This is a genomic window from Arthrobacter sp. 01T414 (assembly GCF_056398965.1).
Genome location: NZ_JBFTQK010000005.1, coordinates 57,299 through 74,476 on the forward strand (window position 1 = coordinate 57,299; position 17,178 = coordinate 74,476).

Genomic DNA, 17,178 nt, shown 5'->3' on the forward strand with positions numbered 1-17,178 from the left:
GGACCACACTAAGGATTGTTGACATGCCCGAACAGACAACCGCGGAGCAGCGAACTGCCTCCAGCCGGGACAGCGAGCCCCACCTTGCACGCTCGCTGAGTAACCGGCACATCCAGCTGCTGGCCATCGGCGGCGCCATCGGCACCGGCCTCTTCATGGGCTCCGGCAAGACCATCTCCGTCGCCGGACCGTCCGTGATCTTCGTGTACATGATCATCGGCTTCATGCTGTTCTTCGTGATGCGCGCCATGGGCCAACTGCTGCTCTCCAACCTGAACTACAAGTCCTTCAGCGACTTCGCCGGCGACCTGCTGGGACCCTGGGCCGGCTTCTTCACCGGCTGGACCTACTGGTTCTGCTGGGTGGTCACCGGCGTGGCCGACGTGATCGCGATCGCCGGCTACGCCGAGCAGCTCTGGCCCGGCATCCAGCTGTGGGTCCCGGGAATTGCGACCATCATCATCCTGCTGCTGCTGAACCTGCCGACCGTGAAAGCCTTCGGCGAGACTGAGTTCTGGTTCGCGCTGATCAAGATCGTGGCCATCGTGGCGCTGATCGCCGTGGGCCTGGTCATGATCTTCACCGGCTTCCAGTCCAATGCCGGCACCGCCAGCTTCAGCAACCTGTGGAGCCACGGCGGCTTCTTCCCCAAGGAGTTCATGGGCTTCGTGGCCGGCTTCCAGATCGCCGTGTTCGCCTTCGTGGGCATCGAGCTGGTGGGCACCGCCGCGGCCGAGACCAAGAACCCGGAGCACAACCTGCCCCGCGCCATCAACGCCATCCCGCTGCGCGTCATGCTCTTCTACGTCGGCGCCCTGATCATCCTGATGTCCGTCACCCCGTGGACCGGCTTCAAGGCCGGCCAGAGCCCCTTCATCGCGATGTTCTCCCTCGCCGGGCTCGGCATGGCCGCCACGGTGGTGAACCTGGTGGTGCTGACCTCCGCGATGTCCTCGGCCAACTCCGGCATCTACTCCACCTCCCGGATGGTCTACGGCCTGGCCAACGACGGCGACGCGCCCAAGCTCTTCGGCCGCCTCTCCAGCCGCAAGGTCCCGCAGAATGCCCTGTTCCTCTCCTGCGTGCTGCTGCTCGCCGGCGTCGCGCTGCTGTATGCCGGCAAGGACGTGGGCGTGGCCTTCGACATGGTCACCACCGTGTCCGCCGTCTGCTTCATGTTTGTCTGGAGCATCATCCTGGCCAGCTACCTGGTGTTCCGGAAGCGCCGGCCGGAGCTGCACACGGCGTCCTCGTTCAAGATGCCCGGCGGCATCCCGATGGTGTGGGTCGTGTTCGCGTTCTTCGCGTTCCTGGTCTGGGCCCTCACCACGCAGCCGGACACCCTCGTGGCCCTGCTGGTCACGCCGCTCTGGTTCGCGGCCCTGGGCGCGGCCTTCGCCGTCGTACGCCGCTCGCCGCTGCACCAGGCGCGCGTCGCCGAGTGGAAGGCGATGGCCGACGCCGAAACGGCCGCCTCCCGCTCCTGACGCTCCCTCAGATCCGGGGCGCGCGGGGGCGACCCTCCCTCAGATCCGGCCGATCCAGGGGCGACGCTCCCTCAGATCCGGCGCTTAAATGAAGGACCCTCCCTCACATGATGTGAGGGAGGGTCCGTCGTTTTTCCGCCAAACGTGAGGGAGCGTCAGCCGGAAACGCGCCAAACGTGAGGGAGCGTCGGGGCTAGACGGCGGCCTTGGCCTCCTCGACGAGGGCACGGACGGCCGGGTACAGCGGGTGGCCCGCATCGAGGCCGGTGATCTTCGTCGTGGCGTCCTCCGGGGTCGAGGAGTTCAAGAGCTGCGCGAGTTCCACCGCCTCGGCGTCGGCCGGGTCGTTGAACCGCAGAGCGGCGGCGATCGCACCGAGGAGTGCCTCGGGGACGATCCCGCGCTCGGCGAGCTCCGCTGCAGGTCCGATGAAGCGCTCGTGCCGGCTCAGCTTCCGCAACGGCGCCCGCCCCACCCGGTTCACCGTGTCGGGGAGGTGCGGGTTGGAGAAGCGGCCGAGGATCTTCTGCACGTAGGCTTCCTGTTCCTCCCGGTTGAAGCCGTGCTTGGCCACCAGCAGTTCCTTGGTCTCGTCGAGCACCGCGCGCACATCGGCGGCGACGTCCTGGTCCGCCATGGCCTCCGAGATCTTTCCCAGCCCGGCTTCGAAACCGAAGTACGCGGCCGAGGCGTGCCCGGTGTTCACGGTGAACAGCTTCCGCTCGATGTAGGGCGCCAGGTCGTCCACGAAGGTCGCCCCCGGAATCACCGGTTCCTTCCCCTTGAACGGGGTGCGGTCGATGACCCACTCGTAGAACGTCTCCACCGTGACGTCCAGGCCTTGGCCGGCCTCCTGGTTGGGCACGATCCGGTCCACCGCCGTGTTGGCGAACACGGCGGCATCGTCCAGGGAACCGGCTGCCGGATCCCACTGCGCGGCAATTTCGGACCTCAGGATGTCGGTCGCGTTGATGGCGTTCTCGCAGGCCATCACCTGCAGCGGCGCCAGTCCCGCTGCCCGCGCCGCGATCCCCTTGGCGATCACGGGCGCCACGAACTTGAGGATGTGCGGACCCACCGCGGTGGTGACGATGTCCGCCGTCGCGATTTCCGCGACGACGTCGGCTTCCTGGGTGCCCGAGTTCAGCGCGCGGAAGTTGTCCACCGTCCGCACAGCCGGGTTGTCCCCCACCTCGTGGACCTGGTAGCTGTCCGCCGCGGCGAGCTGGGTAATGAGGGCGTCCGCGACATCCGCGAACACCACCTCATACCCGGCCTCGTGCAGCAGCAGCCCGACGAATCCACGGCCGATGTTTCCGGCTCCGAAATGAACAGCCTTCACTAGGAATTTACCTTTCCAAACAGGTCGAGCACTTCGTCGACGGTGGTGGCCGCCTCGAGTTGCGCGACCTGTGCCTTGTTGGTGAAGACCTTGGCGATCGAGGACAGGATCTGGAGGTGCTCGTTGTTGATGCCGGCGACGCCGACGACGAACTTGACCTCCTTGCCGTTCCAGTCGATGCCGTCGGGGTAGCGGACCACGGACACCGCGGACTTCATGATGTGGTCCTTGGCCGCGTTGGTGCCGTGCGGGATCGCGAGGTAGCTGCCCATGTAGGTGGAGACGGATTCCTCGCGCTCGTGCATGGCGTCCAGGTAGCCGGAGTCGACGGCGCCGCGGTCCAGCAGCAGCCGGCCCGCCTCGTCGATCGCGGCATCACGGGTGGTTGCCGTGCCGCTGAGGACCACACTCTCGGCCACCAGGATGCCCGAAGGGCCCGCGCCGTTTTCCGGTTCCGCCTCGGCCGCAGGTGCCGTAGCCACGGCCGTGCCGGCTCCTGCAGCGCCCGCGCCCGCCATCGCGCCGGACGCGTCGGCCGGGGCGTTGCTGCTCTTGACCAGTTCCACAATCTCGTCGTACTTCGGCGAGTTCATGAAGTTGTCCACCGAGACGTGGACGGCGCTGGAGGTCGCCGGCCTGGCCCGTTCGGTCAGGTCCTGGTGCGTGATGACGACGTCATAGGTGTCGGAAAGGTTCGCGATCGCGGAGTTGGTGACCTTGACGTCCGGGTAGCCGGCGGCCTTGATCTTGTTCCGCAGCACGGAGGCGCCCATGGCGGACGAGCCCATCCCGGCGTCGCAGGCGAAGACGATGTTCTTGACCGGCCCGGCCAGCACCGCGACGCCGCCGGCACCCGCGCCGGCACCGGTGAGGGCGGAGGAGACCGAGGACTTCTTGCCCTTCATGGCTTCCATCCGGGTGGTCGCGGCGCCAAGCTCATCCCCTTCGACGTCCTTGCTGGCCTTGAGGATGACCGAGGCGATCAGGAAGGACACGGTGGCGGCGAGCAGGACTGAAAGCGCCACGCCGAAGAAGCTGTCCGCGGGGGTGGCGGCGAACACGGCGATGATGCTGCCCGGGGCGGCCGGCGAGCGCAGGCCCGCGCCGGTCAGGACGAGGGTGAAGATGCCGGTCATGCCGCCGCCGATCGCGGCGAGGATGATGATCGGCTTCATCAGCACGTACGGGAAGTAGATTTCGTGGATGCCGCCGACGAACTGGATCAGCGCGGCGCCGGGGGCCGAGGCCTTGGCCATGCCCTTGCCGAAGATCATGTAGGCGAGCAGGATGCCGACGCCGGGGCCGGGGTTGGCCTCAAGCAGGAACAGGATGGACTTGCCCTGGGCGAGCGCCTGCTCGGTGCCCAGCGGGGTCAGGATGCCGTGGTTGACGGCGTTGTTCAGGAACAGCACCTTGGCCGGTTCGATGAAGATGCTCGTGAAGGGCAGCAGGCCGTTGTTGACCAGGAACTCGACGACGGCGCTGGCACCGTTGCTGAAGGCCTTCACCACCGGCCCGATCACCAGCATGCCGAAGATGGCCATGACCGCGGCGACGATGCCGGCCGTGAAGTTGTCGATCAGCATCTCGAAGCCGGGCTTGACCTTGTTCTCCCAGAGGCTTTCGAGCTTCTTCATGATCCAGGCCGTCAGCGGGCCCATGATCATCGCGCCGATGAACATGGGGATGTCAGTGCCGACGATCACGCCCATGGTGGCGGCCGCGCCGACGACGCCGCCGCGGACGCCGTAGACCATGCGCCCGCCCGTGTAGCCGATCAGGAGCGGCAGCAGGAAGGTGATCATCGGGCCGACCAGCTTGGCCAGTTCCTCGTTGGGGGTGAAGCCCGCCGGGATGAAGAATGCGGTAATAATGCCCCAGGCGATGAACGCGCCGATGTTGGGCATGATCATGCCGGACAGGAAGGTGCCGAACTTCTGGACGCCGACCCGCATGCTGGTCCGTGGTTTTGCAACTGTCTCTGTTGCCATCTGATTTCCTAACCGTTGTTCCTGCTGCACCGCAGGATTGTCCGATATTTCGAGCTAGCTGGTGGAACTGGTGGAGATCCGGTGGAGCCATTCGAGAAAAAGCTTGAGTTCGGAGCTGGAAAGCTGGTCCGAGTGCGAGGCCTGCAGCGCCGCATTCAGCGCGATCGCCGCCACCACGACCGGGGATTTTCCGGAATCCGGCGCGGTTTCCCGTGCCTGCTCCGTGGAGACCGCAAAGAGCATCGCATCGCGGGTCATGGCGGAGAGCTCAAGGTTCCGCTCCGGCGCCTTCTCCGTGATGAGCATGAGGGTCACGCCGACGTTGGCGGCCAGGATGCTCCTCGCCGCCTCCCTGGGCGGGACGTTGAGCTGGCCCGCGACGGCAGCCTTGTTCAGCATTTCCTCCATGAGCGCCTCCGCGTCGGCGACGACGGCGGGACGGCTCTCGGGGCGGATGTTGCCGAACATGACGAGGTACAGCTCCGGCTGCTTGAGACCGAACTGCACGTGCTGGTCCCACATCCGGCGGATATCCTCCAGCGGCTGCCCGGAGGGGGCGAAGTCGCGTTCGCCCGCCACATATTCCTCGAACCCCGCGGCTACGACGGCGTCAAACAGCCCCTCCTTGTCACCGAAGTGGTGGTAGAGGGTTGGGGCGGTCACCCCCGCCAACTGCGTGATCTGGCGTGTGGAAACCGCGGCTCCCCCGGACTTGGCCAGCAATCCCGCGGCTGCACGCAGCAGCCGGGTTTTGGGCGGTAGCTGGCCATCGATACTCATAACCGCTACCCTAGCACCTATAGCAACGCTATATGAAGTGCATCACATACACTTTTTTCAGCTCGGCTTTCAGGTGCAACGGGTTGCGGGTTGACGCAGCGGACCGCCGCAGGAAATCTAGGATCTAGCGGTCCAATGGCGGCACCTGGACTGATTTACTGGCTCACGGCAGAGAATGAGGACTTTCAGTGCAGAACTTCCAAGGAGTAGGCGTCAGCCCCGGCCGGATCATCGGCACCATCCGCCAGATGCCGAAACCGGTCAGTGAGCCGCCGGCGGGCGAACAGCTTCCGGCCGGCGTCTCCGCCGAGGAAGCCACGGCGGCGCTGAAGGCGGCGGCGAAGGCTGTGCACGACGAGCTGAAGGCGCGGTCCGAGACGGTCAGCGGCGACGGCAAGGCCGTACTGGAAGCCACCGCGCTGATGGCCACGGACACCATGCTGCTGAAGTCCGCCGCCAAACTGATTGGCCGCGGCGCCTCCAACCAGCGCGCCATCTGGGAAGCCGGCGCGTCCGTCTCGGAAATGCTGCATAACCTGGGCGGTTACATGGCCGAGCGGGCTACCGACGTCCTGGACGTGCGGGCGAGGATCGTGGCCGAGCTGCGCGGCGTCCCGGCCCCGGGCATCCCCGCCTCCAGCACCCCGTTCATCCTGATTGCCGAGGACCTGGCCCCCGCGGACACCGCCACGCTGGACCCGGAGAAGGTGCTGGCACTGCTTACCGCCGGCGGCGGTCCGCAGTCCCACACGGCGATCATCGCCCGCTCCCTGGGCCTGCCCGCCGTGGTCGCGGCCGCCGGGGTTGACGCCCTTCCGGACGGCACCGAAGTCTACGTTGACGGGGCCGCCGGCACCATCACGGCTGATCCCGACGACACCCAGCGGGACGCCGCGGAGCACTGGGCCGCCACCGCGTCGCTGCTGGCGGACTTTGACGGCAACGGCACGACGGCGGACGGCCACCTGGTGCCGCTGCTGGCCAACGTCGGCGGCGGCAAGGACGCCGTGGCCGCTGCCGGGCTCAACGCCCAGGGCGTGGGCCTGTTCCGCACAGAGTTCTGCTTCCTCGAACGCGACACCGAGCCCTCCGTGGAGGAGCAGGCGGCCGCGTACAAGGGCGTCTTCGATGCCTTCCCGGGCAAAAAGGTGGTGCTCCGAACCCTCGACGCCGGCGCGGACAAGCCGCTCCCGTTCCTGACCGACGCCACCGAGCCGAATCCGGCCCTCGGCGTCCGCGGCTACCGGACCGACTTCACCACCCCCGGCGTGCTGGAACGCCAGCTGCAGGCGATCGCCCGCGCGGAGCAGGAATCCGAGGCCGACGTCTGGGTGATGGCACCGATGATTTCGACGGCCGAGGAAGCCGCACGCTTCGCCTCCCTGTGCGCTGCTGCCGGGATCAAGACCCCCGGCGTCATGGTGGAGGTGCCGTCGGCAGCCCTGACCGCCGAGGCAATCCTCCGCGAGGTGTCCTTTGCGAGCCTCGGCACCAACGACCTCACCCAGTACGCCATGGCCGCGGACCGCCAGCTCGGTCCGCTTGCCGCGCTGAACACCCCGTGGCAGCCGGCCGTGCTCCGGCTGGTGGGCCTCACGGTCGAGGGCTCCGCCGCGGAAGGCCACGGCAAACCGGTGGGCGTGTGCGGCGAGGCGGCGGCAGACCCGGCCCTCGCCGTCGTGCTGACCGGACTGGGCGTGAACACCCTCTCCATGACGGCACGTTCCATCGCCGCCGTGGCCGCGGTGCTGAAGACGGTGACCCTGGCCGAGGCGCAGGAACTGGCCAAGCTGGCCCTTTCCGCCCCGAGCGCCACCGAGGCGCGCGCCTGGGTCCGTGCCAAGTTGCCGGTGCTCGAAGAACTGGGCCTGTAACCGGAGCGCGGGCCCGCACCCGGGGCGCTAGGATGCACTCCATGACACTGATTGCTCCCCGGGTGACCGCCGGGCTCCCGGCCGAGGACGCACAAAAACTCCAGTACGCGCTCAACGGCAGCAACGACATCACGGTCTTTGTCGACGGCACCGTCCACCGCCTGCCGCCCGCCGCCAGGGAAGCCGTCGTCGACCTGCTGGGCCGGTTCAGCCGGGGCGAGTCTGTCACCGTCAGCAGTGTGGAGGAGATGCTGACCACTTCGAAGGCGGCGGAGCTGGCGGGAATCTCGCACACGTACCTGCGGAACATGACGGACCGCGGCGAGATCCCGGTCGAGTACCGCGGGACCCACCGGCGGATCCGGCTGGCCGACATCATGGCCTGGCTGGAGACGCAGAAGAAGAAAACGGCCGCGGAAAAAGCCTCTGCCGCGGCCGCCGGGGGCGACTCCTCCTCGCACGGCTCTTCCGACGGCGCCGATGACGGCGGCGCGGATGCTTCGTGACGGCGTGATAAGGATCAAACAACGATCGGGTTCCGGCGCGGAAACGCGGCAGAGGCCGGGGTTACGCTTGAATTGTGGGTAAGTTCAGAGGGTGGCACATCCTGGCCGGCATCGCCGCCATGGTGCTCACCGGCATCCTCGGAACGGTGATGGGACTGAACAACACCGCGGCCTTCATGGCCAGCTGCGTCGCGTTCGTGGCCGTTGCCCTGTGGACCGACAGCCGGATCTCCCGCCGCAGGCGGGAAACAGCGCGGGAAACAGCGCGGGAAGCAGCGCGCGAAACGTCGGGGCCGACGGCGCGGGAGACAGCGCAGCCCCCCGCCCCCGGCCAGGACCGGAATTCCGCCCTCCGCGAGGACCGCTAGCAGCGGCCGCCTAGATCCTTGGCCTTCCGGCCCAGCGCCGCGCCTTCAGTGCCGCGTGCAGTTCCAGCCGGACCATTCCCTTGAGCGGATCGACGCCCAGCACCTGGCGTATCCGGCCCAGACGGTTGTAGATGCTGCTCCGGTGTAGGTGCAGCTTGGCCGCAACCTCCTGGACCGAACTGTCGTTGTCGTAGAAAAGCTCCAGTACCGGCAGCAGCTCACCGTTCCGGTCGTGGTCCTCCAGCATCCGGAAATAGACGGAACCCGCGTCGGCCCACGCGCCCGCGCCGCCGCCCGCCGAGGCCAGCAGCTGGTACAGGCCGGTGGCGCGGCAATCCACGAGTTCGCCAAGCTGGGGGTCCACCGCCGCGGCCTGCGCCGCCTGGCGGGACTGCCGGTACGCTTCGGCCAGTTCGCGCGGCCGGGAGAACCCCTCGGAGGTACCCAGGATGATCCGGCGGACCGGACGGCCCGCACGCTTGGCCAGCTCCAGCTGGTAATGGACCAGCACCTGGGCGTGGTCGGCCCGGCCGGTGGACTCCTTGAACAGCACCACGGCATGCGTCTCGGTCCCGGCGCTGAAGAGTGCGGCGTCCACGCCGATGGTGGCCTGCAGCGCGGCGGAACGGTGGATCAGGGTGGAGGCGATCGGGTCCGAGCCCTCGGCCCAGCCGTCGGCGTCGAGGACGGTCACCAGCTGCCAGGGTCCGCGGCCCTGCACTTCCTTCCAGCCCGCGACGGCGGCGACGGCGTTCGCTTCGCCACGGCAGGCGGCGAGGAACTCCTGCTCGCGCCGGCGGCGGAACTCGGATTCGGCAGTGTTGGAGTCCAGGAGCAGGGCGGAGAGCTCCTCCAGCTCGCGCGCCACCTCCGGCAGTTGGGCCAGGACGGTGCTGGCGGTGGGCTCCTCGGCGTCGAGCTGGACCCAGAGGTAGCCCACCCGGAATCCGCGCACCAGCAGGGGAACACAGACTCGGCCCAGCATTCCCAGCTCCTCGTTGGCCGGCACCACCACCGGCCGGACCGCCGTCGCGATGCCATGCGAGAGCTGCCAGGCGCTGACGTCCACGGCGACGCGCTTGCTGAGCAGGAAGTTCACCCGGACCCGGTCCGCCTGGGACTGGTTGGAGCTGTAGGCGAGCAGGACGCCGTCGAGGTCTTCAAGCGAAAGCCCGCGCCCGAGCCGGAGGGCCACGCGCTCCACGAGCTGCTCAACATCCTGCTGCTGCATGCTGCCACATTACTGCCCCGCGGGTCCCGGCGCCGAACAGGACGGCTACGGACAGCAGGCGACACCTGACGCCCGCTGGATCGACATATGTCGAGACGGGTTTTCTGAAATCCCCGGAAACACGGGGGCGGAGCGTACTCCGCGTCCAGCCTCCCTGTCGCCTGCCTCACAGCCGGACCTATTCTGGAAATACGACTTCCCCCGTACACCCGGCCCGCGCGGCCACCAGCACTGGAGCCCAAAAATGATCATCGGTGTCCCCAAAGAGATCAAGAACAACGAATTCCGCGTTGCCATCACGGCCGCCGGCGTGCACGAGTTCCGCCACCACGGCCACACCGTCCTGGTGGAGCGCGGCGCAGGCCTGGGCTCCGGCATCACGGATGAGGAATACGCCATCGCCGGGGCAGAGATCGTTGCCGAGGCCGACGACGTGTGGTCCCGCGCCGATATGGTCATGAAGGTCAAGGAGCCGGTCAAGGCCGAATACCACCGCTTCCGCAAGGGCCTGATCCTCTTCACCTACCTGCACCTGGCCGCCGAGCCGGAACTGACCCAGGAACTCATCAACTCCGGCGTCACCGCGATCGCCTACGAGACCGTGCAGGAAGGCCGTTCGCTGCCGCTGCTGGCCCCGATGTCCGAGGTCGCCGGCCGCCTGTCCGTCCAGGTCGGCGCCACTTCGCTGATGGCTCCGGCCGGCGGCAAGGGTGTGCTGCTCGGCGGCGTCCCGGGCGTCCGCCCGGCCAAGGTCGTTGTCCTGGGCGCCGGGGTGGCCGGCACCAACGCCGCCGCCATGGCCCTGGGCCTCGGCGCCGACGTCACCATCCTGGRCATCAACATCAACCGCCTGCGCGAGCTGGACGCCCAGTACCAGGGCCGCCTGAAGACCGTCGCATCCAACGCCTACGAGATCGAAAAGTCCGTCGTCGACGCCGACCTCGTAATCGGCTCCGTGCTGATCCCCGGCGCCAAGGCCCCGAAGCTGGTCACCAACGAGCTCGTCTCCCGGATGAAGCCCGGCTCCGTGCTGGTGGACATCGCCGTGGACCAGGGCGGCTGCTTCGAGGACACGCACCCCACCACGCACCAGGAACCGACGTACAAGGTCCACAACACGATCTTCTACTGCGTGGCCAACATGCCCGGCGCCGTGCCGAACACCTCCACCTACGCCCTGACCAACGTCACGTTGCGCTACGCCGTCTCGCTGGCCAACCTCGGCGTCAAGGCCGCGTTCGAGCGCGACGCGGCCCTCGCAGCCGGCCTCAATATCGCTGGCGGCAAGGTGGCGCACCGCTCGGTTTCCGAGGCGCACAACCTGCCCCTCGTCGCCGACTGGCACGAGCTGGTCTCCGCCTAAGCTCCACCCACCCATCGGCTGCTCCGTAACCGCCCTTTTGGACCCCCAAAACGGCAGTTGCGGAGCAGTCGATGGCTGTTTAACCCAGTTCCCGCGCCCGTTCGATGAGTTTGAGGACTTCGACGGCGTCGGCGGGATCCACCGGGAGCGGCCGGTGTGATCTTGCGCCGCCGTCGGCGATTTTCTCGGCAAGGAGCCGGTAGAACTCCGGATAGGCACCGCGCTCGGTGGGCAGCCGGTCCAAGTGGCCGTCGCGGCCCAGCTGCCCGGCCCAGCCGGTGTCCTCCACCCCGTACGCCGCGTCCAGCGGGCTGCCGCCGGCGGCGAGATAGGGTTCCTGCGGGTCCACGCCGTGCTTGGTGAAGCCGCCTTCGCTGCCCAGCAGACGGAAGCGCGGGCCCTGCTGCGCGCAGAGCAGGTTCATCGAGAGGTGGCTGGTCACCCCGGAATCGTGCCGGAGGGCCACGAACACGTCGTCGTCCGACCGTTCGCCGGGACGGCGGGCCGCCAGCTCCGCGTGGACCACGGTGCCGGGACCGAAAAGCTGCACGGCCTGGTCCAGCAGATGCGTGCCGAGGTCGAACAGCACCCCGCCGCCCTCGTCCGGGGTGGCCGCCGCCTTCCACGCCTTCGTGACAGTGGGCGCCCAGCGCTCAAAGCGTGATTCAAACCGGGTCAGGGTGCCCAGGACGCCGCTCTCCAGCAGGGCGCGGACGGTCAGGAAGTCCCCGTCCCAGCGCCGGTTCTGGAAGACGGTGAGCACCCGTCCCAGCCGTGCTGCGAGCTCGATCAGCTCCTGGCCCTCGGCGCTGCGCACCGTGAAGGGCTTGTCGACGACGACGTCGAGGCCCGCCTCCAGCGCGGCCTTGGCGAGCGGATAGTGGGTGGCCGGCGGCGTTCCCAGCACCAGCAGGTCAAGTTGGCCGGCGAGCTCGACGATCCCGTCCGGGGTATCGACAATCCTGGCCGACGGGTAGGCGGCGGCCGCCGCCGCTTTCCTGCCGGCGTCGGAGGTGGACACGACGTCGAGGGAAAAGGCCGGGTTGGCCGCGATCAGCGGCGCGTGGAAGGCGCTGCCGGAGAGGCCGAAGCCTGCGATTGCGGTGCGGATCCGGGCCAGTTCAGGCGGTGCGGCGGGGGCGGAGCGGGCGGGAACGGAGGTCATTCCTCCACGCTACCCGCCGACGCTCCCTCAGGTCCGGCAACAATTCGGGCGACGCTCCCCCACGAAGTGAGGGAGCGCCGCCCGAAAAGCCGCTATAGCTGAGGGAGCGTTACTTCTGCCAGCCGACCAGGCTCCAGTCCGGGGTCTGGAACAGGGACGCGCCGTAGTTGGCAAGGCCCGTGTGTGCGAAGTAGATCTGCGGGCCGTTCATGATGACGCCCATGGAGTAGTACTTCGCCATGTGCTTCTTTTCGACGTCCATGGCGGCCTTGTTGCGCTGGGCATCGTCCTGGATGGAAGCGAGGTCCTTGATTTCCTTGTCCAGTTCGGCGTCGCCGAGCTGGTTCTCGTTGGTCTTGGAATCGTAGAACTGCTTCACGCCCGAGGTTGCGTCGGCGCCCACGGTGTAGCCGCTGATGGTCAGCTGGAAGTCGCGGCTGCCCACAACCTTGCCGAAATCGGCGTCGCCGCGCTGATCGATGCCGACCTCCATGCCGGCGGCCTGGAGCTGCTTCTGCAGGGTCTGCACCGTGGCCAGCGAGGTGGGATCGTCACCGAAGTTGGTGATCTTGAAGGAGACGGGCTTGCCGGCCTTCTCCATGACACCCTTGGCGTTGGGGGCGTAGCCGGCCTCGGTCAGGACCTTCTTGGCAGCATCGGCGCCGGTGTCCTTGACCGGGTAGTTGTCCTGGTAGTACTTGGAGAACGGCATCAGCATCATCGATCCTGAGCTTTCCTCTTCCCAGTTCAGGCCACCGAAGCGTACGGCGCGGATGGCCGGACGGTCGACGGCGGTGAAGATCGCCTTACGGACGGCGACGTCGGTCAGCGGGGCCTTCAGGGCGTTGAGGTTCAGGCCACCGGCGAAGAGACGCTGGCCGCGGCGGACCTCGGAGTTCTTGGAGCCTTCAAGCTGCTTGTACTTGGTCAGCGTGCGGCCGTCAGCCATATCGATTTCGCCGTTCTTGAACGCGGCGATCTCGGCGCTGGCCTCGAGCTGGCGGAACACAACCTTGTCCAGGACCGGCTTCTGGCCCCACCACTTGTCGTTCGGGACCATGGTCACGGTCTTGGCCGCGGAGTCGAACTTGTCGACCTTGAACGGGCCGGCCATCCACTCCGGGTGCATCTGGCCGGAGAAACCGGTGTTGAAGAGCTCCGGGGTGTTGACGGTCTGCGGGATGAAGCCGCCGAAGATGTCGCTCAGCGGGTAAACCGGCTGGGTGGTGGTGGCAATGACTTCCTTGTCGTTGCTGCCGGCCTTGACGGAGTCGATGAACTCGTAGGCACCGGACGAGACAATGTCGATGTCCTTGTTCTTGCCGTTGAGCATCTTCCAGGTGTTCACGAAGGTTGCGGCGTTGATGGGGGTGCCATCGTTGTACATAGCCTTCGGGTTGATCTTGACCGTGATGGTCTGCTTGCCGTCCTTGACTTCGCTCTTGAAATCCTCGCAGAAGTTCTTGTTCAGGTTCGCGGTGCCGTCGAAGTCCAGCTTCCAGCAGCCCACGTAGCCGGCTTCGTCGATCGGGTAGTGCAGCTCGGTGTTGTCCGCGGAGTTGCCCGCGTTGGAGAAGCCGTTGAAGTCCGGGCCGATGTTGCCGACCGGCAGCGTGACGGTGCCGCCCTGCTTCAGTTCGTCGGCCTTCTTGGCGTTGACGCTGATGAGCTTGTTGATGTCGCCGGACGAATCCTGGGCCTTGGCGCTCTCGGCGGTCGTGGTCGCGCCGCCTCCGCCACAGCCGGTCAGGGCGAGGGCTGCCGCTACGGCGGCCACCCCGCCGATCCTGGTCAGATTCTTCATAATGATCCCCTTCATTCTTGGTGCGAGTTGTGGTTCAGGTGCGGTTTGGTGCGTCAGAGGGACTCGTGGACAACCAACATGTCCGCGTCCAGTTCGCCGTCCGGATAGAAACAGGCGAATTGCTGGTCTGTGGGGGCCGACGCCGGGGCGTCGGTCCGGGGGCTGCCGGCTGCGTGGCCGGTGGCGGGCGCCGCGGCTGCTTCCAGCGGCGGCTCCAGGGTGAGGCACTTCTCCTGCTTCGCGGCAGGAAGTGCGGCGAAGACGGGGCAGCGCGTGGCGAAGTTGCAGCCCTTCGGCGCATCCAGCGGCGAGGGCAGGTCGCCCTGCAGGATGATGCGTTCGCGGCTGCGTTCCAGCTGCGGGTCCGGGACCGGGATCGCGGAGAGCAGCGCCCGGGTGTACGGATGGCGCGGGTTGTCGAAGACGCTGTCCACGTCGCCGATCTCCACGATTTTGCCGAGGTACATGACGGCCACGCGGTTGGAGATGTGGCGCACCACGGACAGGTCATGCGCAACCATGAGGTAGCTCAGGCCCAGTTCGGCGCGGAGCTTATCCAGGAGGTTGATGACGCCGGCCTGGACGGAGACGTCCAGTGCGGAGACCGGTTCGTCCAGGACCACCAGTTTCGGGTTCACGGCGAGGGCTCGGGCAATGCCGATGCGCTGGCGCTGGCCGCCGGAGAACTGGTTCGGGAAGCGGTTGACGTGGTCCGGCTGGAGGCCCACGAGCTCCATCAGCTCCATGATCCGCTTCCGGATGGCAGGCTTGGCCATTCCTGAGTTCTCCAGGGGTTCTGCCAGCACCTCATAGACGGTGAAGCGCGGATCCAGGGCGCCGGTCGGGTCCTGGAACACCATCTGGAGTTCCTTCCGCATGGCGGCCTTGGTCTTGGCGTCCGAGGCGGCTTTGTTGCTCAGGCCGCCGATCTTCACCTCGCCGTCCTGGTCGCGGTGGAATTCCATGATTTCGAGCAGCGTGGTGGTCTTGCCGCAGCCGGACTCCCCCACGATCGAGAAGCATTCGCCCTCGCGGATATCAAAGCTCAGTCCGTCCACGGCCTTGACCGTTCCGATCCGCCGCTTGAGCAGGGCTCCCTTCATCAGCGGGAAGTGCTTCTTGACCTCCGTGAGCTCCAGGACGGCCTTGCGCTGGGCACGCGGCACGGAGTCGAACCGGGATACGGGCACCTCGGGGGCGTGGAAGATCTCGTGGACATCCACGTCCGCGCCCAGGGCCTCGGACTTGATGCAGGCCGCCTTGTGCTCCAAGGTGCCGTCGCCTGTTCCGCCGACCGGCCAGAGCTCCGGCTCGCCCTGCAGGCAGGCCTCGCTGACCAGCGGGCAACGCGGAGCGAAGGAGCATCCGGTGGGCTCATGGATGAGGTTGGGCGGGATGCCTTCGATCGGCACCAGCGAGGACTTCTCGGCCACGTCCACGCGGGGCACGGCGCCCAGCAGGCCCATGGTGTAGGGCATCCTGGCGTTGTAGTAGATATCGTCGACGCTGCCGGTCTCCACCGGCCTGCCGGCGTACATGACCATGATGTCGTCGGCCATGCCGGCCACGACGCCCAGGTCGTGCGTGATCATCACGACGGCGGCGCCGGTTTCCTCCTGCGCGGTGTGCAGTACTTCGAGCACCTGCGCCTGGATCGTGACGTCAAGCGCCGTCGTCGGCTCATCCGCGATCAGTACGCGCGGGTTGTTGGCGATCGCGATGGCGATCATCACGCGCTGGCGCATGCCGCCGGAGAATTCGTGCGGGAAGGCCTTGAGCCGGTCATTGGGGCTGGGAATGCCCACCATGGCCAGGAGCTCGACGGCGCGGGCCTCCTTGGCCTGCTTGCTCATGGTCGGGTTGTGCACCGTGAGAGCCTCGATGATCTGGTTCCCCACGGTGTAGACCGGGGTCAGCGAGGACAGCGGATCCTGGAAGACCATTGCGATCTCATTGCCGCGGAAGCGGCACATGGCCTTGTCGCTGAGGCCCAGCAGTTCCTGGCCCTTGAGCAGGACCGAGCCGGTGACCTCGGCGGTTTCCGGCAGCAGACCCATGATGGCCATCGAGGTGACGGACTTGCCCGAACCGGATTCGCCGACGATCCCGAGGGTTTTTCCGGGCATCAGGTCGAAGTCGACGCCGCGCACCGCGTGCACCACGCCGTTCTCCGTGTTGAAGCGGACGTTGAGGTCGCGGACGGAGAGCACGGCACCTGCCGGGGCGTCGCCCGCGGAGTGTAGCCCGGCGACGTGCAGCCGTTCGGCGGTGCTGGGTTCGGTGGCGGTGGTGTCGCTGCTCATGAATTCTTCTTCTTTTTCTTGGCGCTGCCAATGGAGCTGGAGCTGGGGTCGAACGCGTCACGCAGGCCGTCGTTCATCATGGCGAGCGAACCGGTCAACAGGAACATCACGGTCAATGGCACCCAGAACATCCACGGGAAGGTGGAGACCTGCGAGGTGGCCTGGCCGATCAGCACGCCCAGGCTCACGTCCGGAACCTTGATGCCGATGCCGATGAAGGAGAACGCGACCTCGGCGAGGATGGCGCCGGTCACGCCGCGGGTGATGTCCAGGACCAGCAGCGAGCCGATGTTCGGCACGAGGTGGCGCCAGACGATGCGGCGGGCCGGGATTCCCATGTACTGGGCGGCCTTGACGAAGTCACGCTGCATGAGCGACATCGAGAGCGAGCGGATCAGGCGGGCGGTGCCCATCCAGTTGAAGATCAGCAGCACGATGATCAGCAGCATCCAGCTGGGCAGGTTCTGCTGCAGGCCGTTGCCGCCGCCGCTCGTGGCCACGGCCACGACCAGCAGGGCCGGCATCATGATGAGGGCCTCCAGGATGAAGAGCATCACCTTGTCGACCTTGCCGCCGAAGTAGGCCATGGTGCAGCCGTACACCGCGGCAATCAGCACGGAGACGAGGCCGACGACAAGGCCGATCAGGATGGAGACCCGGGTGCCTTCCACGGTCAGGGCGTACAGGTCGATGCCGGCCTGGGAGGTGCCCAGCAGGTGCTCCGAGGAAGGGCCCATGCCGATATTGAAGGGGTCGATCGTCTCCTTGTCCCAGCTGGAGAAGATCCCGCCGATCAAGGACAGCACGGTGAGCAGCACGAAGATCGCGAGCCCGGTCACGGCGGTCTTGTTGCGCAGGAAGCGCCGCACGATGATCGTCGACTTCGCGATCACGACGTCGTTGGTCTCGATCTTCGCTTCTTCCGCGACGGCGGCGGGATCAATGGCGTTCAGGTTCGTCATGG

General features: G+C 67.1%; 13 protein-coding genes. 5 read left to right on the forward strand and 8 right to left on the reverse strand.

All coding sequences use genetic code 11. The features are described from left to right. The first annotated feature begins 23 nt into the window (after window positions 1–23). Complete coding sequence (locus AC1DK9_RS12610) at window positions 24–1,487, forward strand: amino acid permease (RefSeq protein ID WP_476861522.1); 1,464 nt, start codon at window positions 24–26, stop codon at window positions 1,485–1,487. Between the two features lie 193 nt (window positions 1,488–1,680). Here AC1DK9_RS12610 and AC1DK9_RS12615 read toward each other — a convergent pair whose 3' ends face one another. The 3 genes from AC1DK9_RS12615 to AC1DK9_RS12625 are packed head-to-tail and all read right to left on the reverse strand — an operon-like array spanning window position 1,681 to window position 5,600. After that, entirely contained in the window at window positions 1,681–2,829 is a 1,149-nt protein-coding gene (locus AC1DK9_RS12615; protein ID WP_476916139.1) for a mannitol-1-phosphate 5-dehydrogenase, read from the reverse strand. Beyond that, on the reverse strand, window positions 2,829–4,820 hold the full coding sequence (locus AC1DK9_RS12620; protein ID WP_476916140.1) for a PTS mannitol transporter subunit IICBA: 1,992 nt from the start codon (window positions 4,818–4,820) through the stop codon (window positions 2,829–2,831). The genes AC1DK9_RS12615 and AC1DK9_RS12620 overlap by 1 nt, the downstream gene beginning before the upstream one ends. Before the next feature lie 54 nt (window positions 4,821–4,874). Beyond that, window positions 4,875–5,600, reverse strand: coding sequence for a TetR/AcrR family transcriptional regulator (locus tag AC1DK9_RS12625; protein WP_476861519.1), 726 nt, complete (start codon window positions 5,598–5,600; stop codon window positions 4,875–4,877). A gap of 188 nt (window positions 5,601–5,788) precedes the next feature. Between AC1DK9_RS12625 and ptsP the strand changes: the two genes are divergently transcribed. The 3 genes from ptsP (at window position 5,789) to AC1DK9_RS12640 (ending at window position 8,348) form a co-directional block, all read left to right on the forward strand. After that, window positions 5,789–7,474 carry a phosphoenolpyruvate--protein phosphotransferase gene (gene ptsP / locus AC1DK9_RS12630; protein ID WP_476861518.1) on the forward strand — a complete coding sequence of 562 codons (1,686 nt, stop codon included), beginning with the start codon at window positions 5,789–5,791 and terminating at the stop codon, window positions 7,472–7,474. Between the two features lie 41 nt (window positions 7,475–7,515). Then, window positions 7,516–7,980, forward strand: coding sequence for a helix-turn-helix domain-containing protein (locus AC1DK9_RS12635; protein WP_476861517.1), 465 nt, complete (start codon window positions 7,516–7,518; stop codon window positions 7,978–7,980). 74 nt (window positions 7,981–8,054) lie between these two features. Next, window positions 8,055–8,348, forward strand: a complete 294-nt coding sequence (locus tag AC1DK9_RS12640; protein ID WP_476861516.1) for a hypothetical protein — start codon at window positions 8,055–8,057, stop codon at window positions 8,346–8,348. 10 nt (window positions 8,349–8,358) lie between these two features. On the opposite strand, the gene AC1DK9_RS12645 is transcribed toward AC1DK9_RS12640, so the two are convergent. Next, on the reverse strand, window positions 8,359–9,579 hold the full coding sequence (locus AC1DK9_RS12645) for a PucR family transcriptional regulator (protein WP_476916141.1): 1,221 nt from the start codon (window positions 9,577–9,579) through the stop codon (window positions 8,359–8,361). Window positions 9,580–9,823: 244 nt separating this feature from the next. Here AC1DK9_RS12645 and ald point away from each other — a divergent pair, with 244 nt between their 5' ends. Next, window positions 9,824–10,942 (forward strand): alanine dehydrogenase, encoded by a 1,119-nt coding sequence (ald, locus tag AC1DK9_RS12650; RefSeq protein WP_476916142.1) that lies wholly within the window; start codon window positions 9,824–9,826, stop codon window positions 10,940–10,942. Window positions 10,943–11,021: 79 nt separating this feature from the next. Here ald and AC1DK9_RS12655 read toward each other — a convergent pair whose 3' ends face one another. The 4 genes from AC1DK9_RS12655 to AC1DK9_RS12670 form a co-directional block, all read right to left on the reverse strand. Beyond that, complete coding sequence (locus tag AC1DK9_RS12655; RefSeq protein ID WP_476861513.1) at window positions 11,022–12,107, reverse strand: Gfo/Idh/MocA family protein; 1,086 nt, start codon at window positions 12,105–12,107, stop codon at window positions 11,022–11,024. Window positions 12,108–12,216: 109 nt separating this feature from the next. Further along, entirely contained in the window at window positions 12,217–13,911 is a 1,695-nt protein-coding gene (locus tag AC1DK9_RS12660) for an ABC transporter family substrate-binding protein (RefSeq protein WP_476861512.1), read from the reverse strand. A 53-nt stretch (window positions 13,912–13,964) separates the two neighbouring features. Further along, on the reverse strand, window positions 13,965–16,214 hold the full coding sequence (locus AC1DK9_RS12665) for an ABC transporter ATP-binding protein (RefSeq protein ID WP_476916143.1): 2,250 nt from the start codon (window positions 16,212–16,214) through the stop codon (window positions 13,965–13,967). After that, on the reverse strand, window positions 16,211–17,176 hold the full coding sequence (locus tag AC1DK9_RS12670; protein WP_476861510.1) for an ABC transporter permease: 966 nt from the start codon (window positions 17,174–17,176) through the stop codon (window positions 16,211–16,213). Before AC1DK9_RS12670 ends, AC1DK9_RS12665 begins: the two co-directional genes overlap by 4 nt. Window positions 17,177–17,178 lie beyond the last annotated feature (2 nt).

Bases quoted from the DNA above. Each gene is read 5' to 3' on its own strand.
- AC1DK9_RS12610 (WP_476861522.1), top strand. From the start codon at position 24: ATGCCCGAACAGACAACCGCGGAGCAGCGAACTGCCTCCAGCCGGGAC.
- AC1DK9_RS12620 (WP_476916140.1), bottom strand. From the start codon at position 4,820: ATGGCAACAGAGACAGTTGCAAAACCACGGACCAGCATGCGGGTCGGC.
- AC1DK9_RS12625 (WP_476861519.1), bottom strand. From the start codon at position 5,600: ATGAGTATCGATGGCCAGCTACCGCCCAAAACCCGGCTGCTGCGTGCA.
- AC1DK9_RS12635 (WP_476861517.1), top strand. From the start codon at position 7,516: ATGACACTGATTGCTCCCCGGGTGACCGCCGGGCTCCCGGCCGAGGAC.
- AC1DK9_RS12645 (WP_476916141.1), bottom strand. From the start codon at position 9,579: ATGCAGCAGCAGGATGTTGAGCAGCTCGTGGAGCGCGTGGCCCTCCGG.
- AC1DK9_RS12655 (WP_476861513.1), bottom strand. From the start codon at position 12,107: ATGACCTCCGTTCCCGCCCGCTCCGCCCCCGCCGCACCGCCTGAACTG.
- AC1DK9_RS12660 (WP_476861512.1), bottom strand. From the start codon at position 13,911: ATGAAGAATCTGACCAGGATCGGCGGGGTGGCCGCCGTAGCGGCAGCC.
- AC1DK9_RS12665 (WP_476916143.1), bottom strand. From the start codon at position 16,214: ATGAGCAGCGACACCACCGCCACCGAACCCAGCACCGCCGAACGGCTG.
- AC1DK9_RS12670 (WP_476861510.1), bottom strand. From the start codon at position 17,176: ATGACGAACCTGAACGCCATTGATCCCGCCGCCGTCGCGGAAGAAGCG.